The sequence below is a fragment of the Streptomyces sp. RB17 genome (assembly GCF_009604455.1).
GTDB lineage: Bacteria > Actinomycetota > Actinomycetes > Streptomycetales > Streptomycetaceae > Streptomyces.
The window spans coordinates 56,455-72,239 of the sequence record NZ_WEGL01000003.1 but is presented as its reverse complement, the minus strand read 5'-3'; the positions used below and the strand labels follow the sequence as shown (position 1 = coordinate 72,239).

Below are 15,785 nucleotides of genomic sequence, written 5' to 3'. Positions count from 1 at the left end.
GTTCCCCGCGCATTGGCCCGGCCTTGCTTGCCTGGGGGAATGGACCACATCACGTTCCTCGTGGCGGTCGTCATCGTCACGGCACTGGCGTTCGACTTCACGAACGGGTTCCACGACACCGCGAACGCGATGGCGACCTCCATCGCCACCGGCGCGCTCAAGCCGCGCACCGCGGTTCTGGTCAGCGGGATCCTCAATATCGTCGGGGCCTTTCTGTCCACCGAGGTCGCCAGGACGATCTCCGGCGGGATCGTGGACGACACCCTGGTCAGCCCAGCGATGATCTTCGCCGGGCTGGTCGGCGCGATCCTGTGGAACCTGGTGACCTGGCTCGCCGGACTGCCCTCCAGCTCCTCCCACGCCCTCTTCGGCGGCCTGATCGGCGCGGTCTGGGTCGGTGCGGGCTCCGACGGCGTGCACGTCGACAAGGTCGTCGACAAGGTGCTGATCCCGGCAGTGGCCTCCCCGGTGGTGGCCGGCGTGGCCGCCCTGGTCGCCACCTACCTCGCCTACCGGCTCTCCGCCCGCGCCCGCCAGGACTCGGTGACCAAGGGCTTCCGCCTCGGCCAGATCGCCTCCGCCTCCCTGGTGTCCCTCGCGCACGGCACCAACGACGCACAGAAGACGATGGGCGTGATCACGCTGACCCTGATCTCGGCCGGCGCCCTCGGCCACGACGCGGGCCCGCCGGTGTGGGTGATCGGCGCGGCCGGCGTCGCCATCGGCCTCGGCACCTATCTGGGCGGCTGGCGGATCATCCGCACCATGGGCAAGGGCCTGGCGGAGATCCAGTCACCGCAGGGGTTCGCCGCCGAGACGGCGTCCACGACCGTGATCCTCACCTCGGCACACCTGGGCTTCGCGCTGTCCACGACCCAGGTCGCCTCGGGCAGCATCCTGGGCGCGGGGCTGGGCCGCCGGCTCGCGGAGGTCCGCTGGGGCGTGGCCGGACGCATGGTGCTCGCCTGGCTGATCACCCTGCCCGCCGCCGCGCTGGTGGGCGGCCTCGCGGCGAGCGTGGTCAAGCACGGCGGCAACCTCGGTACGGCGGTCATCGCCCTGGTCGCGCTGGCCCTCGCCGCCGCGATCGTCGCCGCGTCCCGCCGCAACCCGGTGCGCGCCGACAACGTCAACGACCACCACGAGGTCACCCTCCGCACCCCGGCTCCGACGAACGTCGGCACGGCCGCCTGAACCTCCGGGAGCCCCCATGCATGTCGACTGGTCCGCCCTCGGCAAGGTCGCCGCGGTCAGCCTCGGCGTCACGGTCGCCGTGGTCGTCGTCTTCACCTTCGGCGTCCTGGGTCTGTCCCGCGCCGAAGCCGACCGCGCCGAGGCCGGAGCCGCCACCGCGGGCCGTGCCCTGGCCGGCCTGTGCTTCCTCGCCTGCGCGGCGGTGGTGGCGTACGGGATCTATCTGATCGTTCCGCAGTTCCACTGACGGCGCGTCCGTACCAGCAGGGGCCCGGTCGAGGGGAAACCGATCGGGCCCCCTTGCCGAACTCGTTCGACAGAAGGCCTCAGGCGCGCGGGAGTTCGCCCTCGGTGTCCCGTTCGCCGTGCGGGGCGGGTGCGGTGGTGGCCCGTGGGATCAGATGGGTGGGCAGCACGATGTGCTGCTTGTGGTCCGCCTCGGAGTCGTCGATCAGGCTCAGGGCCAGCCGGCCGGCCTCGCGGCCGATGTCCGAGGGTGACTGGGCGATGGTGGACAGGTCGAACCAGTCGGCCACCGGCTGGTCGTCGAAGCCCAGGACGGACATCTGTGCGGGTACCTCGATGTGTGTCCGGCGCAGGGCCCGGATGACGGCGACGGCGACCTCGTCCTGTTCGGCGAAGACCGCGGTGGGCGGTTCGCGCAGGCTCAGCAGCTTTCCGAGCGCTTCCGCGGTGGCGCGATCGTCGCGGACCGGCAGGGCGGCCACCAGGCCGTCGTCGAGCGGGATGCCCGCTTCGGTGAGCGCCTGCTGGTAGCCGACCAGCCGCTCGTTGGAGCTGAACGAGAAGCCGCTCGCGCCCACCGTCTTGATGAAGGCGATGCGGCGGTGACCGAGGTTGAGCAGGTGCCGGGTGCCGTGCAGGGCGCCGGCGACGTCGTCGACGTACACGCTGGGGCGGCCGTCGACGTGCTGGCTCACGTAGATGACCGGCATCCCGAGGGTGTCCAGCCGGTCGGTCTCCTCCGCGGTGAGGTCGAAGGAGAAGACCAGCAGCGCGTCGGCGTTCCGGCGGGCGGGCAGCCGGTCGAAGAACGAGTCCCGCGCGGCGAGGTCGGGGATCACGTAGACCGTCAGCTCCATGCCCGCCGCCCGCAGCACCGGGGCCAGGCTGGACAGGGCCGAGCCCATGAACCACGCGTTGAGGGTGGGGACGAGCACCGCCACGGTCCCGGTCTTCCCCGTGACAAGGCTTGCGGCCTGCCGGGAGACGGCGAAGTTCAGTTCGCGGGCAGCCTGTTCGACGCGGGCGCGGACGTCCGGTGAGACGGTGGTCAGGCCGCGCAGGGTCCGCGAGACGGTGGACGTGGACACCCCGGCCCGTTCGGCGACGTCAGCCATCGTGGGGTGTCGCTGAGCTGGTGGCATGTCACGGACGGTAGCACAACGAACCCGCTGTCGAGGCTCCGCGTGACAGCGCTTTCATGGCGCCAGAGGCCTGCTGTCGTGTCATTACCCGGAAGTAACGCATTGACTTCCGCTTGGCCCACTCCTAGCGTGCAAGCGTTGTCTCGACCAAGTCAAAGCCGATTCCTGTGGGTGCAGGGCAGTGGCTTTGACCTGCGTGTTTGATCAAGAAGTTGCTGTGACAACGCAGTCTCACAACAGAGTCGCCTCAGGTTCCGCACGACCAGGAGAGACAGTGAAGACCACAACCGCCAGAGCCCTTCGATGCTCGGCCGCGTTCGCCGCCGCCGGACTCCTCCTCGCCGCCTGCGGCTCGTCCGACGACGGCGGTGCCTCGGGGAAGTCCGGGTCCGCCTCCTTCACCGGCCGCGGCCCCATCACCTACGTGGCAGGAAAGGACACCACCGGCGCCGTCCAGCCGATCCTCGACCAGTGGAACAAGCTGCACCCCAAGGAGAAGGTCACCTTCATCCAGCTGCCGACGGACGCCGACGCGCAGCGCCAGCAGATGATCCAGAACGCGGAGACGAAGTCCGACGCCTACACGGTGCTCTCCCTCGACGTCGTGTGGACCTCGGAGTTCGCCGCCCACCAATGGATCGACAAGCTGCCCGCGCAGAGCTTCCCGCTGGACAAGATGCTCAAGCCGGTGGTGGAGACCGCGAAGTACCGCGGCGGTCTGTATGCGGCCCCGGCCAGCTCCGACGGCGGAATGCTGTACTACCGCACCGACCTGCTGAAGCGGGCCGGCATCGGCAAGCCCCCCACGACCTGGGCGGAGTTGAAGGCCGACTGCGCCAAGGTGAAGAAGCTGCCCGAGGCCAAGGGCGCGTCCTGCTACGCCGGGCAGTTCCAGAAGTACGAGGGCCTGACGGTGAACTTCTCCGAGGCCGTGAACTCCGCCGGCGGTTCCGTCGCCGACCCCAACGGCAAGCCCGATGTGGACACCCCCGCGGCGCGGAAGGGCCTGGACTTCCTCGCCGGCTCGTTCCGCGACGGCACGATCCCCAAGGAGGCCATCACCTATCAGGAGGAGGACGGCCGGCAGGCGTTCCAGGCCGGCAAGCTGGTCTTCCTGCGCAACTGGCCGTACATGTACGCGCTCGCCGGCAAGAGCAAGGTGGCCGGCAAGTACGCCGTCGCGCCGCTGCCCGGCCTGAACGGACCCGGCGCCTCCAGCCTCGGCGGACACAACCTGGCCCTGTCGTCCTTCGCCAAGAACAAGGCCACCGCCCTGGACTTCATGAAGTTCTACAGCAGTGAGGCCACCGCGAAGACCTTCCTCGAAAAGGCCTCGCTGGCCCCGCCGTACGCGGCCCTGTACGACGACCCGGCCCTGACCGGGCAGTACCCGTACCTCCCCGTCCTCAAGCAGTCGATCCTGCGCGCCGCGCCGCGCCCGCGCGTCGTCCAGTACGGCGATGTGACCTCGGCGGTCCAGGCGGAGGCGTACGCCGCGCTGACCGGCACCAAGAGCAGCGCACAGGCGCTGAAGGACCTGCAGCAGGAGCTGCTCAAGGCCACGGCGCAGTGAGGAGCGGGGCCATGACCGACATCGAGATCCCGCCCGGACCCGCCGCCGGCGAGTCCCACCCCGCGTCCCGTGCACCGGTGACGGGCCCGCGGCCGCGCTCCCGGACCCAGGCCACGGCCGGCGCCCGGCGGATGGCGGCCCTGCTGGTGTCCCCGACGCTCCTGGTGCTGACGGTCGTCGTGCTGTACCCGACGGTGATGGCCCTGCGGGAGTCGCTGTACGGGCCGAAGGGGCTGGACCCGAAGACCGGTTTCATCCGCAGCACCGAGCCGTTCGTCGGGCTGAGGAACTACGCCGACATCTTCGGCGCGGCCGGGGACCGGTTCTGGAACGCCTTCTGGAACACCACCTTCTTCACCGTCGTCACCGTCGGTCTGGAGACGGTGATCGGTGTGGCCATGGCCCTCATCATGCACCGGGCGTTCAGCGGCCGGGCCCTGGTCCGGGCGAGCATCCTGGTCCCCTGGGCGGTGCCCACGGCCATCTCCGGTCTGCTGTGGCGGTGGATCTTCAACAGTGACGGCATCGCCAACGCCTTGATCGGCCACCAGATCCTGTGGACCACCGAGGGCTTCCACGCCAAGGTCGCGGTCATCGTCGCCGAGGTGTGGAAGACCGCCCCGTTCATCGGGCTGCTGGTCCTGGCCGGACTGCAGGTGATCCCGAACGAGGTCTACGAGGCGGCCCGCATCGACGGCGCCAGGGCGCTGCGCCGGTTCTGGCACATCACGCTGCCGCTGGTGAAACCCGCTCTGCTGGTGGCGATGCTGTTCCGCTGCATGGACGCGCTGCGGATGTTCGACCTGCCGTACATCCTGATCGGCGCGCAGAAGAACTCGGTGGAGACCCTGTCCATGCTGGCGCAGAACGAGGCGTCCAACGTCCGCTTCGGCCCGGCCTCCGCGTATGCGGTCCTGCTCTTCCTGTACGTCTTCCTCATCGCGCTCGCCTTCGTAGGGCTGCTGGGCGCCGACCTCGTCGGCGACGCCGGCGGCGGCTCGGTCGGGCGCCGGAGGAGAGGCAGGCTCGTGTTCGCGCGCCGTGCGGAGGTGACGGCATGACGACCACGGCGAAGTGGCGCGGCCGGATGCTGTACGTGGGGGTCGCCGCGGTGGTGGCCTACTGTCTGGCCCCGTTCTACTGGATGCTGGTCTCCAGCCTGCGCCGCACCTCCGACATCTTCGACACCTCGCTCGTCCCGTCCCCGGTGTCGTTCGCGAACTACCGGTCGCTGTTCGGCGCCTCCCAGGGATTCACCCGGGCGCTGCTCAACAGCCTGGTCGTGGCCGGCACCACCACTGTGCTGGCGCTGCTGCTGGCCACGTTCACCGCCTACGCGATGGCCCGGCTGGAGTTCCGGTTCAAGCGGCTGATCCTCACCCTGATCATCGCCACCTCGATGTTCCCGGTCGTGTCGATCGTGGTGCCGCTGCTCAAGCTGTTCACGGACATCGGCTGGATCAACACCTACCAGGCCATGATCGTGCCGAGCATGTCCTTCGCGCTGCCGCTCGCGGTGTGGAACCTGACCACGTTCTTCCGGCAGATGCCGGACGAGCTGGAGCACGCCGCCATGGTCGACGGCTGCACCCGCGGCCAGGCCTTCCGCAAGATCATCATCCCGCTCGCCGCACCCGGCATCTTCACCACCGCGATCATCACGTTCATCGCCGCCTGGAACGAGTTCCTCATCGCCCTGTCGATGACCAACCGGCCGAACATGCAGACCGCACCGGTCGCCATCTCCAAGTTCACCGGCGCCACGACGTACGAGACCCCGTTCGGCAGCCAGATGGCCGCGGGTGTCCTCGTCACGATCCCGCTGGTGGTCATGGTGCTGCTCTTCCAGCGCCGCATCGTCGCCGGACTGACCGCCGGCGCCGCGAAGTAGACCCTCTCACTGTTAAGGAACAGCATGCCCGGTACCGCACCCTGGTGGCGCAGCGCCGTCATCTACCAGGTCTACATCCGCAGCTTCGCCGACGGTAACGGGGACGGCGTCGGCGACATCGCCGGCATCCGCTCCCGCCTGCCGTACCTCGAGGCGCTGGGCGTGGACGCCCTGTGGATCAACCCGTGGTACAAGTCGCCGCAGGCGGACCACGGTTACGACGTGGCCGACTACCGTGCGATCGACCCGCTGTTCGGCACCGTGGAGGAGGCCGAGCAGCTCATCGAGGAGGCCCACCGGCACGGGATCCGCATCATCCCCGACATGGTGCCCAACCACACCTCCGACCAGCACGCCTGGTTCCAGGCGGCGCTGGCGGCCGGACCGGGCAGCCCGGAGCGCGAGCGCTACGTCTTCCGCCCCGGCCGCGGCTCCGACGGCGCCCTGCCGCCCAATGACTGGGTCTCCTCCTTCGGCGGCCCGGCCTGGACCCGGCTGCCGGACGGGGAGTGGTACCTGCACCTCTTCGCCCCGCAGCAGCCCGACCTGAACTGGCAGCACCCCGAGGTACGGGCCGAGTTCGAGTCGGTCCTGCGATTCTGGTTCGCCCGCGGCGTGGACGGCTTCCGCATCGACGTGGCACACGGCCTGATCAAGCACCCCGAACTGCCCGACCTGCCGCCGCCTGGGGCCGGGCCCGCACGGCGCGGGCAGCACCTCGACCACCCGCACTGGGACCGCGACGAGGTCCACGACGTCTACCGGGCCTGGCGCAAGGTGGCCGACGAGTTTCCCGGGGACCGGTGCTTCGTCGCCGAGGCCTGGGCGGACACCCCCGAGCGGCTGGCGGCCTACGTCCGCGCCGACGGCCTGCACACCGCCTTCAACTTCGACTTCCTGATGTCCAGTTGGGACCCGAAGGACCTGCGCACGGTCATCGACGACTCCCTCGCCATGCTCGGCGCCGTCGGCGCCCCCGCCACCTGGGTGCTCTCCAACCACGACGTCATGCGGCACGCCAGCCGGTACGGCCGCAGGGCGGCCAAACGCTGGGTGGCCAACGAGCGCTACGAACCCGAAGGCCCCCTCGACCTGGAACTGGGCACCCGGCGCGCCCGCGCCGCCGCCCTCCTGATGCTCGCCCTGCCCGGCGGCGCCTACGTCTACCAGGGCGAGGAACTCGGCCTGCCCGAGGTCGAGGACCTCCCCGAATCCGTCCTCCAGGACCCCGTCTGGGAACGCTCCGGCCACACCGACCGCGGCCGCGACGGCTGCCGCGTGCCGATCCCCTGGTCCGGCCGCAGCGCACCGTACGGCTTCAGCCCCGAGGACGCCTCCGCCGCGCCCTGGCTGCCGCAGCCCGCGGACTGGGCCGCGCACACCGTCGAGGCGCAGACCGGCGACGCGACCTCGATGCTGGAGCTCTACCGCGCCGCGCTGCGCCGTCGCCGCGAGCACCCCGCCCTCGGCGACGGCACCCTCACCTGGCTGGACACCCCCGCCGGAGTCCTCGCCTTCCACCGCGACCCCGGCTTCGTCTGCGTGGTCAACCTCTCCCCCGAGCCGTGTCCCCTGCCCGCCCACACCATGATCCTGCTGACCAGCGGCCCTGTGGCGAACGGCCTACTGGGTCCCGACCAGGCGGCTTGGCTGGCGGTGTAACGGAAGGGGAGTTCCCAGCCGCTGGGCGGCCGCCCCGTTGTCTCGTCTGGACAAGGGCGCCTGATACAGGGACTCGCCCATAAGGGAGGGGCGCCGATGACGTAGGAGCGGATCGACGCCGGGTACTCATCACGCCCGACCCGGCTGCCCCGCGAACTGCCCACGGAATGCCTCACATCCGGCCTCCGGGGAGGCGGCAACGAGGTTCAACTGGAGATGGAGCCGTAAAGCTCAGGCGGTCCGCGGATGACGACCGCCCGAGTGGACCGGTCAGACCTCACGGCGGCGCACGACGATGAGGGCGGCGAGAAGCGTGAGGAGCGGCCAGAAGGCGAGCGCGGTCCAGGACTGGAGTGCCGTGGGAGGAAAGGGACCGACGCTGTCCCACTCGGTGCCGAGGCTGGTCAGGGTGTTCCACGCGTTCTGGGGTGCCGAGTTGCTCAGTGCGGCCGTCAACTGGTTGCCGCCGGTAGGTACGGCGCCCAGCAGGACCGGGGCTAGGACGGTCGTGAACAGGGCAGCCGCGGAGGTTCGGATGAGTGTGCCGACGGCCATGCCGATGACCGCGCACACCGGCAGGATCGCGGTGGACGCCACAAAGCCCTGCAGGACACCGGGCTGACCGATCGGGATGCCCAGTCGGTCGCCGGACAGGATCGTCTGGGCGGTGATGAACGAAGCGATCGCGGTGATGAGGCCGACGACGGACGTGACGCTCGCGACGACGACCGCCTTGGCGAGTACGACACGCCGACGGTTCGGGACGGCGAGGAAGGTCGTGCGGATCAGTCCGCTGGAGTACTCGCTGCTCATGGCCAGGGTGCCGAGGATGCCGGCGCCGACCATGAGGAAGCCCCACGTGCCGGAGTTGAAGGAGCCTCTCAGCGGATCGTAAGCGGTATGCGCCGACGCACCGACAAGGTGGACACCCGAACAGGTGAACCACTCACCGCAGACGGTGATCACCGGAGTGAGTGCCAGCAGGACGTAGGTCGAGCGCTGCGAGAACAGTTTGATCCGTTCCGCGGCGAGCAGGTCGCGGAACCGGCCGCGCGGTTCGTCGCCGGCTGCGGCTGGAGGTGCAGTGGCATGGCCGACGCCGCCCGCTCGCCTCCGAGATCGAGCTCGCCGCCTACCGTGTCATCCAGGAGTCGGTGACCAACGTCGTACGTCACGCGGGAGCCGCCCACTGCCTCGTCCGCGTCGAGTACGCGGAGGAGGAGCTGTCCATCGCGATCACCGACGACGGACACGCGAGGGCGGCCACGAACCCGCGTAACGGCTACGGAATCACCGGAATGCGCGAGCGCATCGCCCTGCTCCACGGCCACTTCAGCTCCGGACCGCGTGCCGAAGGCGGCTTCCGGGTCGCGGCTAGGCTGCCCATATGACGATCCGTGTGCTCCTCGCCGACGATCAGCCAGTGGTCCGCGCCGGACTGCGCATGCTGATCAACGACATCCCGGACATCGAGATCGTCGGTGAAGCCGGGACCGGCGCCGAGGCGGTCCGGTTGGCCACCGATGTCCACCCCGACGTCGTCGTGATGGACATCCGGATGCCCGTCATGGACGGCATCGAGGCCACCCGGCTCATCACGACGGAATCCCCGGCACGCGTGGTCATCCTCACCACCTTCGACGACGACGAGAACGTCCACGCCTCGCTGCACGCCGGCGCGAGCGGCTTCCTGATCAAGGACATGGTGCTGGACGACATCGTGACGGCGGTCCGCGTCGTAGCCGCCGGCGACGCCCTGATCGCACCCGGCGTCACTCGCCGCCTCATCCGGGAGTTCACCGGCCGGGGCGTCGCCCCGGCCCGACGCCGACGTGAGATCAAGGGGATCACCGATCGCGAACGCGAAGTGCTGACCCTTGTCGGACGCGGCATGTCCAACGCCGAGATCGCCGCCCACCTGTACATCAGCATGGCCACCACCAAGAGCCACATGGCGCGGCTGCTGACCAAGCTGGACGCCCGCGATCGGGTCCAACTCGGCATCGCCGCCTACGAGTCAGGCATCGTCTGACCAGCCGCGTAGCAGACCATCGCATCGCGCCGGCCCATCCCCCGTCAGGATCCGCTGCAACTGCGCCGTGACGTCCCGGACACTGTGGCTACGGGGCCCATGCCGGACGAGGAGGTCACCCCGCCCACGGTCGCGCAGGTTGAGGCCATGGCCCGTGTGATGCCGCCGTACATGCGCGCGGCGATCGTCACCCTCGCCGGATCGGGCTTGCGTATAGGCGAGACGAGGCAGCCGAGCGCGAGGGGCGTAAGCCCGTCGAGCTGCCCCACATGGTGACCCACGACCTGCGCCACTTCTGACCGCACCCGGACCGTCATGGACGCCGTGTTCGGCGGCCTGCGGACCGGGTGCGGACAGAGTGACGCTGCAATCAAGGAAACCGCAGGTCAGAAGGCGTAAGAAAAGATCAGGCCTTCTTGGTCTCCCAGAAGATCTTGTCGATCTGGGCGATGTAGTCCAGCGCCTTCTGGCCCGTCGCCGGGTCGGTGGACGCCTTGGCGGCCGAGAGGGCCTTCAGGGTGTCGTTGACCAGCTGGTGCAGCTCCGGGTACTTCTCGAAGTGCGGGGCCTTGAAGTAGTCGCTCCACAGCACGGAGACGTGGTGCTTCGCGAGCTCCGCGCGCTGCTCCTTGATGACGGTGGCACGCGCCTGGTAGTGGGGGTCGTCGTTGCCGGCCATCTTCTCCTGGACGGCCTTCACCGACTCCGCCTCGATGCGGGCCTGGGCCGGGTCGTACACGCCGCAGGGCAGGTCGCAGTGGGCGCTGACCTTGACCTTGGGGGCAAACAGGCGGGAAAGCATGGAGCATTCCTTCCTCGTGATCGTCTTCTCAGGTGCGACATTACTCCCTGAGCAAGGCGATTTCTCGGGTGCCCCCTAGGGCTTAGGACAAAAGTCCAGGGTCAGACTGAGACTGGTGGAGGAACGGACCGGGGAGGTGCCGGGGATGCCGGAGCTGTCGCAGGAGACCGAGCGGGGGAGGGCCGTGGCGCCCTTCGGGGTGGCGGAAGTGACCGGGCCGTCCATGGTGCCCACCCTCCTGCACGGGGACCGGCTGCTGGTGCAGTACGGCGCGTCGGTCAGGGCGGGCGACGTCGTCGTCCTGCGGCATCCGTTCCAGCAGGACCTGCTCGTCGTCAAGCGAGCCGTGGAGCGGCGCGACGGCGGCTGGTGGGTGCTCGGGGACAATCCGTACGCGGGTGGGGACAGCACGGACTACGGCGTCGTACCCGACGAGCTCGTCCTCGGGCGTGCGCGCTTCCGGTACCGGCCACTGCCCGCCGGTCAGCGTTCGCCGCTGGCGCTGGTGCGCTGGGTGCTCTCGGCGGCGAGGCCGTTGCTGCCCGACCGGTCGGCCTCCAGGCGCTTGCGGGCCCGGTAGGCGGCCACGTTCGCGCGGGTCGCGCAGCGGTCGGAGCAGTAGCGCCGGGAGCGGTTGGTGGAGGTGTCGAGGTAGGCGTTGCGGCAGGGTGCGGCCTCGCACAGGCCGAGGCGGTCGACGCCGTACTCGGTGAGGTGGAAGGCCAGGCCCATCGCGGCGATCGCCGCGTAGCCCGCGGTTGCGTTCGACGGGTGGTCGGCCAGGTGCATGTGCCACAGCGGGCGGCCGTCCTCGTCGCGGTGGTCGTGGCCGGAGATCTGCGGCGACACCGGGAACTCGAGCAGAAGTGAGTTCAGCAGGTCCACGGCCAGCGTCTCGTCGCCCTTGTCGGCCGCCTCGAACACCCCGCGCAGCCGCGCCCGCACCGAGCGGAAGCGCGTGACATCGGCGTCGGTGGCGCGGCGGGCCGCCGACATGTCACCGAACAGGTCGCGGACGGCCTCGACCGAGGTCAGCGAGTCCTTGCCCCGGACCGGTTCCTCGCTGTTGACGAGACGGACGGCGTAATCCGAGTAATAGGCCAGTTCCACTTGTAGTCCTTACGAGGGCGCTTTATGGTCGTGTCTGCGGTCGGGTAACAGCCGGTCGTGCTTCCAGGGTATTACGCAGACAAGGGGGACAGGCTCCATGACGACGAGCACCGGCACCGACTGGGCCGCGTGGCAGGAGAGCTGGGACCGGCAGCAGGAGTGGTACATGCCGGACCGGGAGGAGCGCTTCCGGATCATGCTCGACATGGTCGAGGCGCTGGTCGGTACGGCCCCGCGGGTCCTCGACCTCGCGTGCGGCACCGGCAGCATCACGGCGCGACTGCTCCGCCGGTTCCCGGAGGCCACCAGTACCGGCGTCGACCTCGACCCGGCCCTGCTCGCCATCGCGCGCGGCACCTTCGAGGGCGACGAGCGGGTCACCTTGGTCGCGGCCGACCTCACGGATCCCGGCTGGCGGGCGAAGCTGCCGTACGACTCCTACGACGCCGTCCTGACCGCAACGGCCCTGCACTGGCTGCACAGCGAACCCCTCGCGGCCCTCTACGGTCAGGTCGCGGAGCTGGTCCGCGACGGCGGTGTCTTCATGAACGCGGACCACATGATCGACGACAGCACGCCCCGGATCAACGCCGCCGAGCGCGCCCTGCGCCACGCCCGCATGGATCAGGCCAAGCGGGACGGCGCCCTGGACTGGGCCGAATGGTGGCAGCTCGCGGCCGAGGACCCGGTCCTCGCCGAGCCCACCGCCCGCCGGTTCGAGATCTACGGCGAGCACGCGGAGGGGGACACGCCCTCGGCCGCCTGGCACGCCCGCACGCTGCTCGCGCAGGGGTTCGCCGAGGCCCGGCCGGTGTGGTGCTCGCCGTCGGACACGCTGCTGCTCGCCCTCAAGTAGCCCCCGGTTCTCCTGGACCCCGGTTCGACGGGCGGAGGCGGTACGAAAATTCGTACCGCCTCCGCTGCGTCCCGGGGGGACTCCCACCGCACTGGAACGGGTGAGACGGTCCGTATCCGGTGGACCGGCGGAAAGGGGGAGGGATGACGCGGGGCGCGGAAGCGACGCTGCACGCCTTCGTCGAGGGCAGACGCACGGCGCTGTTCCGCAGCGCTTATCTGCTGTGCGGCAACCGCGACGAGGCCGAGGACCTCGTCCAGACGACGCTCGTGCGGGTCGTCCTCGGCGCGCGCAGGCACGGGCGTCTGGAGAACCTCGACGCGTATGCGCGCAAGACGCTGGTCAACACCTTCATCTCGGCCCGCCGCCGGTTCTGGCGGCGCGAACAGGCCTACGGCGAACTGCCCGACCTGCCGGGCCGGCCGGTGGACAACGACACCGGTCTGATGGTCCGGGCCGCTCTCGCGGAACTCGCGCCCCAACAGCGGGCGGTGCTCGTGCTGCGCTACTGGGAGGACCTCAGCGTGGCCGCCACCGCCGAGCTGCTCGGGATGCGGGAGAGCACGGTCAAGAGCCACACGGCGAGGGGACTGGCGGCGCTGAAGGCCGCGGTGCGGGAGGAGTACGTATGAGCGAGAACGAAGTCGTGCGGGAACTGCTGTGGAAGGCGGCGGCCACCGTGCCCGTACCGGAGAGCCGGGGGAGCGAGGCCGTGTTCGTGCGGGCCTCGCGGCTGCGCCGGCGCCGGCGCGCGGCGGTGACGGGTGTCGTCGCCGCCGTGGTCGCGGGGGGCGTCGCCCTCGGGTCCGGCGTGCTGCCCGGCGGGAACGGGCAGAGCGTGGCCGCCTCGCCGACCGCCGGCGAGTTCGGCGGCGGTGCGGCGGGCTTCGCCAAGCTGCTGCCGCCGGGCGTGGGCAAGGTCCGGGAGGTCTCGCTGCTGCGGCTGATCAAGGGGGTGCCGAACGCGCCGCTGCCCAAGGACGTGGGGCCGTACGACGGTGACTACGCCATCGCCCGGAAAGACGGGGTCGGATACGTCACCGTGCGCGTGATGCCGGCGAAGGCGGTGCAGGCCAAGCAGGCCGACGGGGATCCCTGCAAGGTCGGCAACGTGACACCGCCGGTGCTGAAGTGCAGCAACGAGAAGGTGCCCGGCGGCGTGCTGTCCATCTGGCTCGCACCCGCCCAGAAGCTCACCCGGCCGTCGTACTACGGCGCCGAACTTCAGGCCCGGCTGCTGCGCAAGGACGGCAGCCTGCTGTTCGTCCGTGACTGGACGGGCTTCCTGGGCAAGGGCTCGCAGGGCCCGCTGCTCAAGACGTTCCCGCTGAGCCGGGCGCAGCTGCGCGAACTGGCCCTGAAGCCGCAGCTGCTGCCGTAGCGGGCAGCCGCCGTAGCTGGGCGTACGACGAGAGCGCGCGAAAAGGGGCGGTACGAGGATCCCGTACCGCCCCTTGCCGTGCGTGCCGTTACAGCACCTTGGACAGGAACGCCTGCGTCCGCTCGTGCTGAGGGTTCGTCAGGACATCGCGGGGACGGCCCGATTCCACCACCACGCCCTCGTCCATGAACACCAGGCTGTCGCCCACCTCACGGGCGAAGCCCATCTCGTGGGTGACGACGACCATGGTCATACCGGACTCGGCCAGGTCCCGCATGACGTCCAGGACGTCACCGACCAGCTCCGGGTCCAGCGCCGAGGTCGGCTCGTCGAACAGCATCAGCTTCGGATCCATGGCGAGGGCCCGGGCGATCGCCACCCGCTGCTGCTGGCCGCCGGAGAGCTGCGAGGGGTAGTGCCCGGCCCGGTCGGCCAGGCCCACGCGGTCGAGCAGCTGCCCGGCCCGCTCCCGGGCCTGCGCCTTGTTCACGCCCTTGACCTGGACCGGCGCTTCCATGACGTTCTCCAGCGCCGTCATGTGCGGGAACAGGTTGAAGCGCTGGAAGACCATGCCGATGTCCCGGCGCTTGCGCGCGACCTCGCTGTCCTTCAGCTCGTACAGCTTGTCGCCCTTCTGGCGGTAGCCGACCAGCTCGCCGTCGACGTACAGCCGGCCGGCGTTGATCTTCTCCAGGTGGTTGATGCAGCGCAGGAACGTCGACTTGCCGGAGCCGGAGGGGCCGATCAGGCAGAACACCTCGCCCGGCTTCACCTCCAGGTCGATGCCCTTGAGTACCTCGACATGGCCGAAGGACTTGTGCACGCCCTGCGCCCTGACCATCGGCACCGTGTCCTGAGGCGGGGTGTCCTGGGCCTTGCTCAGCTCGTCGGTCATGCGCTCACCGCTCCCTTCGGCCGGCCCAGCGAGAGCATGTTGGCCTTGACCTTCTGCCACGGGGTCGCCGGCAGCTGGCGGCTGGAACCGCGGGCGTAGTAGCGCTCGATGTAGTACTGGCCGACGCTCAGTACCGAGGTCATGATCAGGTACCAGGCCGCGGCGAGGAAGTACATCTCCACCGGGGCGCCGGAGTTCTGGCCGATGTCCTGGGCGAAGCGGAACAGCTCGGGATACTGGACGGCCGCCACGAGTGAGGTCGTCTTCAGCATGTTGATGACCTCGTTGCCCGTCGGCGGCACGATCACGCGCATCGCCTGCGGGATGATCACCCGGCGCAGGGTCTTGCCGTGGCTCATGCCCAGCGCGTGGGCCGCCTCGGTCTGGCCCTCGTCCACCGCGAGCAGACCCGCCCGGCAGATCTCGGCCATGTACGCCGCCTCGTTCAGACCCAGGCCGAGCAGCGCCGTCAGCAGCGGCGTCATGAAGTTCGACCAGTAGTCCTTGTAGAACGGCATCAGATTGATGTACTCGAAGACCAGGCCCAGGTTGAACCACAGGAACAGCTGGACCAGGACCGGGGTGCCGCGGAAGAACCAGATGTAGAACCAGGCGATCGACGAGGTCACCGGGTTCTTCGACAGCCGCATCACCGCCAGGACGATGCCCAGGACGATGCCGATCAGCATCGACAGGACCGTCAGCAGGAGGGTCTTGCCGACACCGGTCATGATCCGGTGGTCGAAGAAGTACTCCGGCACCGCATGCCAGTTGATCTTTCCCTGGCTGAAGGCGTAGATGATCGCCACGAGTATCCCGATGGCGATGAGGGCGGATATGTACCGCCCGTAGTGCCGGACCGGGACGGCCCTGATGGCCTCCGGGCCGGCCGGGGGAACGGGGTTTTCCCCAGCGCCCTCCCCGGGGCCCTTTCCGGCCGTCTTCTCGATGTCAGTCACGCGTGTTGCCTCTCAGTGGCCGCTTCTGCCTCCGCTGCTTCC

18 protein-coding genes and 1 pseudogene are annotated in these 15,785 nt (G+C 69.7%); 13 read left to right on the top strand and 6 right to left on the bottom strand.

Going from position 1 to position 15,785, the window contains the following annotated elements:
* Positions 1 to 39 precede the first annotated feature (39 nt).
* Entirely contained in the window at positions 40 to 1,194 is a 1,155-nt protein-coding gene (locus tag SRB17_RS13945; protein ID WP_153538502.1) for an inorganic phosphate transporter, read from the top strand.
* A 16-nt stretch (positions 1,195 to 1,210) separates the two neighbouring features.
* Positions 1,211 to 1,441, top strand: a complete 231-nt coding sequence (locus tag SRB17_RS13940) for a hypothetical protein (protein WP_153538500.1) — start codon at positions 1,211 to 1,213, stop codon at positions 1,439 to 1,441.
* Between the two features lie 79 nt (positions 1,442 to 1,520).
* Here SRB17_RS13940 and SRB17_RS13935 read toward each other — a convergent pair whose 3' ends face one another.
* The gene (locus SRB17_RS13935) at positions 1,521 to 2,582 is read right to left on the bottom strand and encodes a LacI family DNA-binding transcriptional regulator (protein ID WP_323375476.1); all 1,062 of its coding nucleotides are present in this window, start codon (positions 2,580 to 2,582) and stop codon (positions 1,521 to 1,523) included.
* A gap of 274 nt (positions 2,583 to 2,856) precedes the next feature.
* On the opposite strand from SRB17_RS13935, the gene SRB17_RS13930 reads away from it, so the two are divergent.
* From SRB17_RS13930 to SRB17_RS13915, 4 genes are read left to right on the top strand one after another with little or no spacing between them, the layout of a single operon-like run.
* Positions 2,857 to 4,155 (top strand): ABC transporter substrate-binding protein, encoded by a 1,299-nt coding sequence (locus tag SRB17_RS13930; protein ID WP_323375474.1) that lies wholly within the window; start codon positions 2,857 to 2,859, stop codon positions 4,153 to 4,155.
* An 11-nt stretch (positions 4,156 to 4,166) separates the two neighbouring features.
* Positions 4,167 to 5,216, top strand: coding sequence for a carbohydrate ABC transporter permease (locus tag SRB17_RS13925; protein WP_153538498.1), 1,050 nt, complete (start codon positions 4,167 to 4,169; stop codon positions 5,214 to 5,216).
* Entirely contained in the window at positions 5,213 to 6,046 is an 834-nt protein-coding gene (locus SRB17_RS13920; protein ID WP_153538496.1) for a carbohydrate ABC transporter permease, read from the top strand. The genes SRB17_RS13925 and SRB17_RS13920 overlap by 4 nt, the downstream gene beginning before the upstream one ends.
* 24 nt (positions 6,047 to 6,070) lie before the next feature.
* Complete coding sequence (locus SRB17_RS13915) at positions 6,071 to 7,708, top strand: glycoside hydrolase family 13 protein (RefSeq protein ID WP_153538494.1); 1,638 nt, start codon at positions 6,071 to 6,073, stop codon at positions 7,706 to 7,708.
* 270 nt (positions 7,709 to 7,978) lie between these two features.
* Here SRB17_RS13915 and SRB17_RS13910 read toward each other — a convergent pair whose 3' ends face one another.
* The gene (locus tag SRB17_RS13910) at positions 7,979 to 8,743 is read right to left on the bottom strand and encodes an ABC transporter permease (RefSeq protein ID WP_153538492.1); all 765 of its coding nucleotides are present in this window, start codon (positions 8,741 to 8,743) and stop codon (positions 7,979 to 7,981) included.
* A 44-nt stretch (positions 8,744 to 8,787) separates the two neighbouring features.
* On the opposite strand from SRB17_RS13910, the gene SRB17_RS13905 reads away from it, so the two are divergent.
* From SRB17_RS13905 to SRB17_RS48065, 3 genes and pseudogenes are all read left to right on the top strand, one after another.
* Positions 8,788 to 9,099 (top strand): ATP-binding protein, encoded by a 312-nt coding sequence (locus SRB17_RS13905; RefSeq protein WP_194294004.1) that lies wholly within the window; start codon positions 8,788 to 8,790, stop codon positions 9,097 to 9,099.
* The gene (locus SRB17_RS13900; protein ID WP_153538487.1) at positions 9,096 to 9,740 is read left to right on the top strand and encodes a response regulator; all 645 of its coding nucleotides are present in this window, start codon (positions 9,096 to 9,098) and stop codon (positions 9,738 to 9,740) included. Before SRB17_RS13905 ends, SRB17_RS13900 begins: the two co-directional genes overlap by 4 nt.
* A 96-nt stretch (positions 9,741 to 9,836) precedes the next feature.
* Positions 9,837 to 10,139, top strand: a pseudogene (locus SRB17_RS48065) (hypothetical protein); the annotation flags it as partial.
* A gap of 7 nt (positions 10,140 to 10,146) precedes the next feature.
* Here the strand turns inward: SRB17_RS48065 and sodN are convergent.
* Positions 10,147 to 10,542: a superoxide dismutase, Ni gene (gene sodN, locus SRB17_RS13890; protein WP_064535234.1), complete on the bottom strand. Its 396-nt coding sequence runs from the start codon at positions 10,540 to 10,542 to the stop codon at positions 10,147 to 10,149.
* Between the two features lie 145 nt (positions 10,543 to 10,687).
* Between sodN and sodX the strand changes: the two genes are divergently transcribed.
* Positions 10,688 to 11,122 (top strand): nickel-type superoxide dismutase maturation protease, encoded by a 435-nt coding sequence (gene sodX / locus SRB17_RS13885; RefSeq protein ID WP_153539615.1) that lies wholly within the window; start codon positions 10,688 to 10,690, stop codon positions 11,120 to 11,122.
* Here the strand turns inward: sodX and SRB17_RS13880 are convergent.
* A complete protein-coding gene (locus SRB17_RS13880) occupies positions 11,026 to 11,652 on the bottom strand; it encodes a CGNR zinc finger domain-containing protein (RefSeq protein WP_323375471.1) in 627 nt (208 codons plus the stop codon). The two genes, sodX and SRB17_RS13880, sit on opposite strands and share 97 nt — an antisense overlap.
* A 97-nt stretch (positions 11,653 to 11,749) precedes the next feature.
* Between SRB17_RS13880 and SRB17_RS13875 the strand changes: the two genes are divergently transcribed.
* The 3 genes from SRB17_RS13875 to SRB17_RS13865 all read left to right on the top strand — a co-directional run bounded on the left by SRB17_RS13875 (position 11,750) and on the right by SRB17_RS13865 (position 13,889).
* Positions 11,750 to 12,508, top strand: coding sequence for a class I SAM-dependent methyltransferase (locus SRB17_RS13875; RefSeq protein WP_153538485.1), 759 nt, complete (start codon positions 11,750 to 11,752; stop codon positions 12,506 to 12,508).
* A gap of 143 nt (positions 12,509 to 12,651) precedes the next feature.
* The gene (locus SRB17_RS13870) at positions 12,652 to 13,140 is read left to right on the top strand and encodes a SigE family RNA polymerase sigma factor (RefSeq protein ID WP_153538483.1); all 489 of its coding nucleotides are present in this window, start codon (positions 12,652 to 12,654) and stop codon (positions 13,138 to 13,140) included.
* On the top strand, positions 13,137 to 13,889 hold the full coding sequence (locus tag SRB17_RS13865) for a hypothetical protein (protein WP_153538481.1): 753 nt from the start codon (positions 13,137 to 13,139) through the stop codon (positions 13,887 to 13,889). The genes SRB17_RS13870 and SRB17_RS13865 overlap by 4 nt, the downstream gene beginning before the upstream one ends.
* An 88-nt stretch (positions 13,890 to 13,977) precedes the next feature.
* On the opposite strand, the gene SRB17_RS13860 is transcribed toward SRB17_RS13865, so the two are convergent.
* Positions 13,978 to 14,784, bottom strand: a complete 807-nt coding sequence (locus SRB17_RS13860) for an amino acid ABC transporter ATP-binding protein (RefSeq protein ID WP_416237054.1) — start codon at positions 14,782 to 14,784, stop codon at positions 13,978 to 13,980.
* Positions 14,781 to 15,743 (bottom strand): amino acid ABC transporter permease, encoded by a 963-nt coding sequence (locus tag SRB17_RS13855; RefSeq protein ID WP_416237053.1) that lies wholly within the window; start codon positions 15,741 to 15,743, stop codon positions 14,781 to 14,783. The genes SRB17_RS13860 and SRB17_RS13855 overlap by 4 nt, the downstream gene beginning before the upstream one ends.
* Between the last annotated feature and the right edge of the window lie 42 nt (positions 15,744 to 15,785).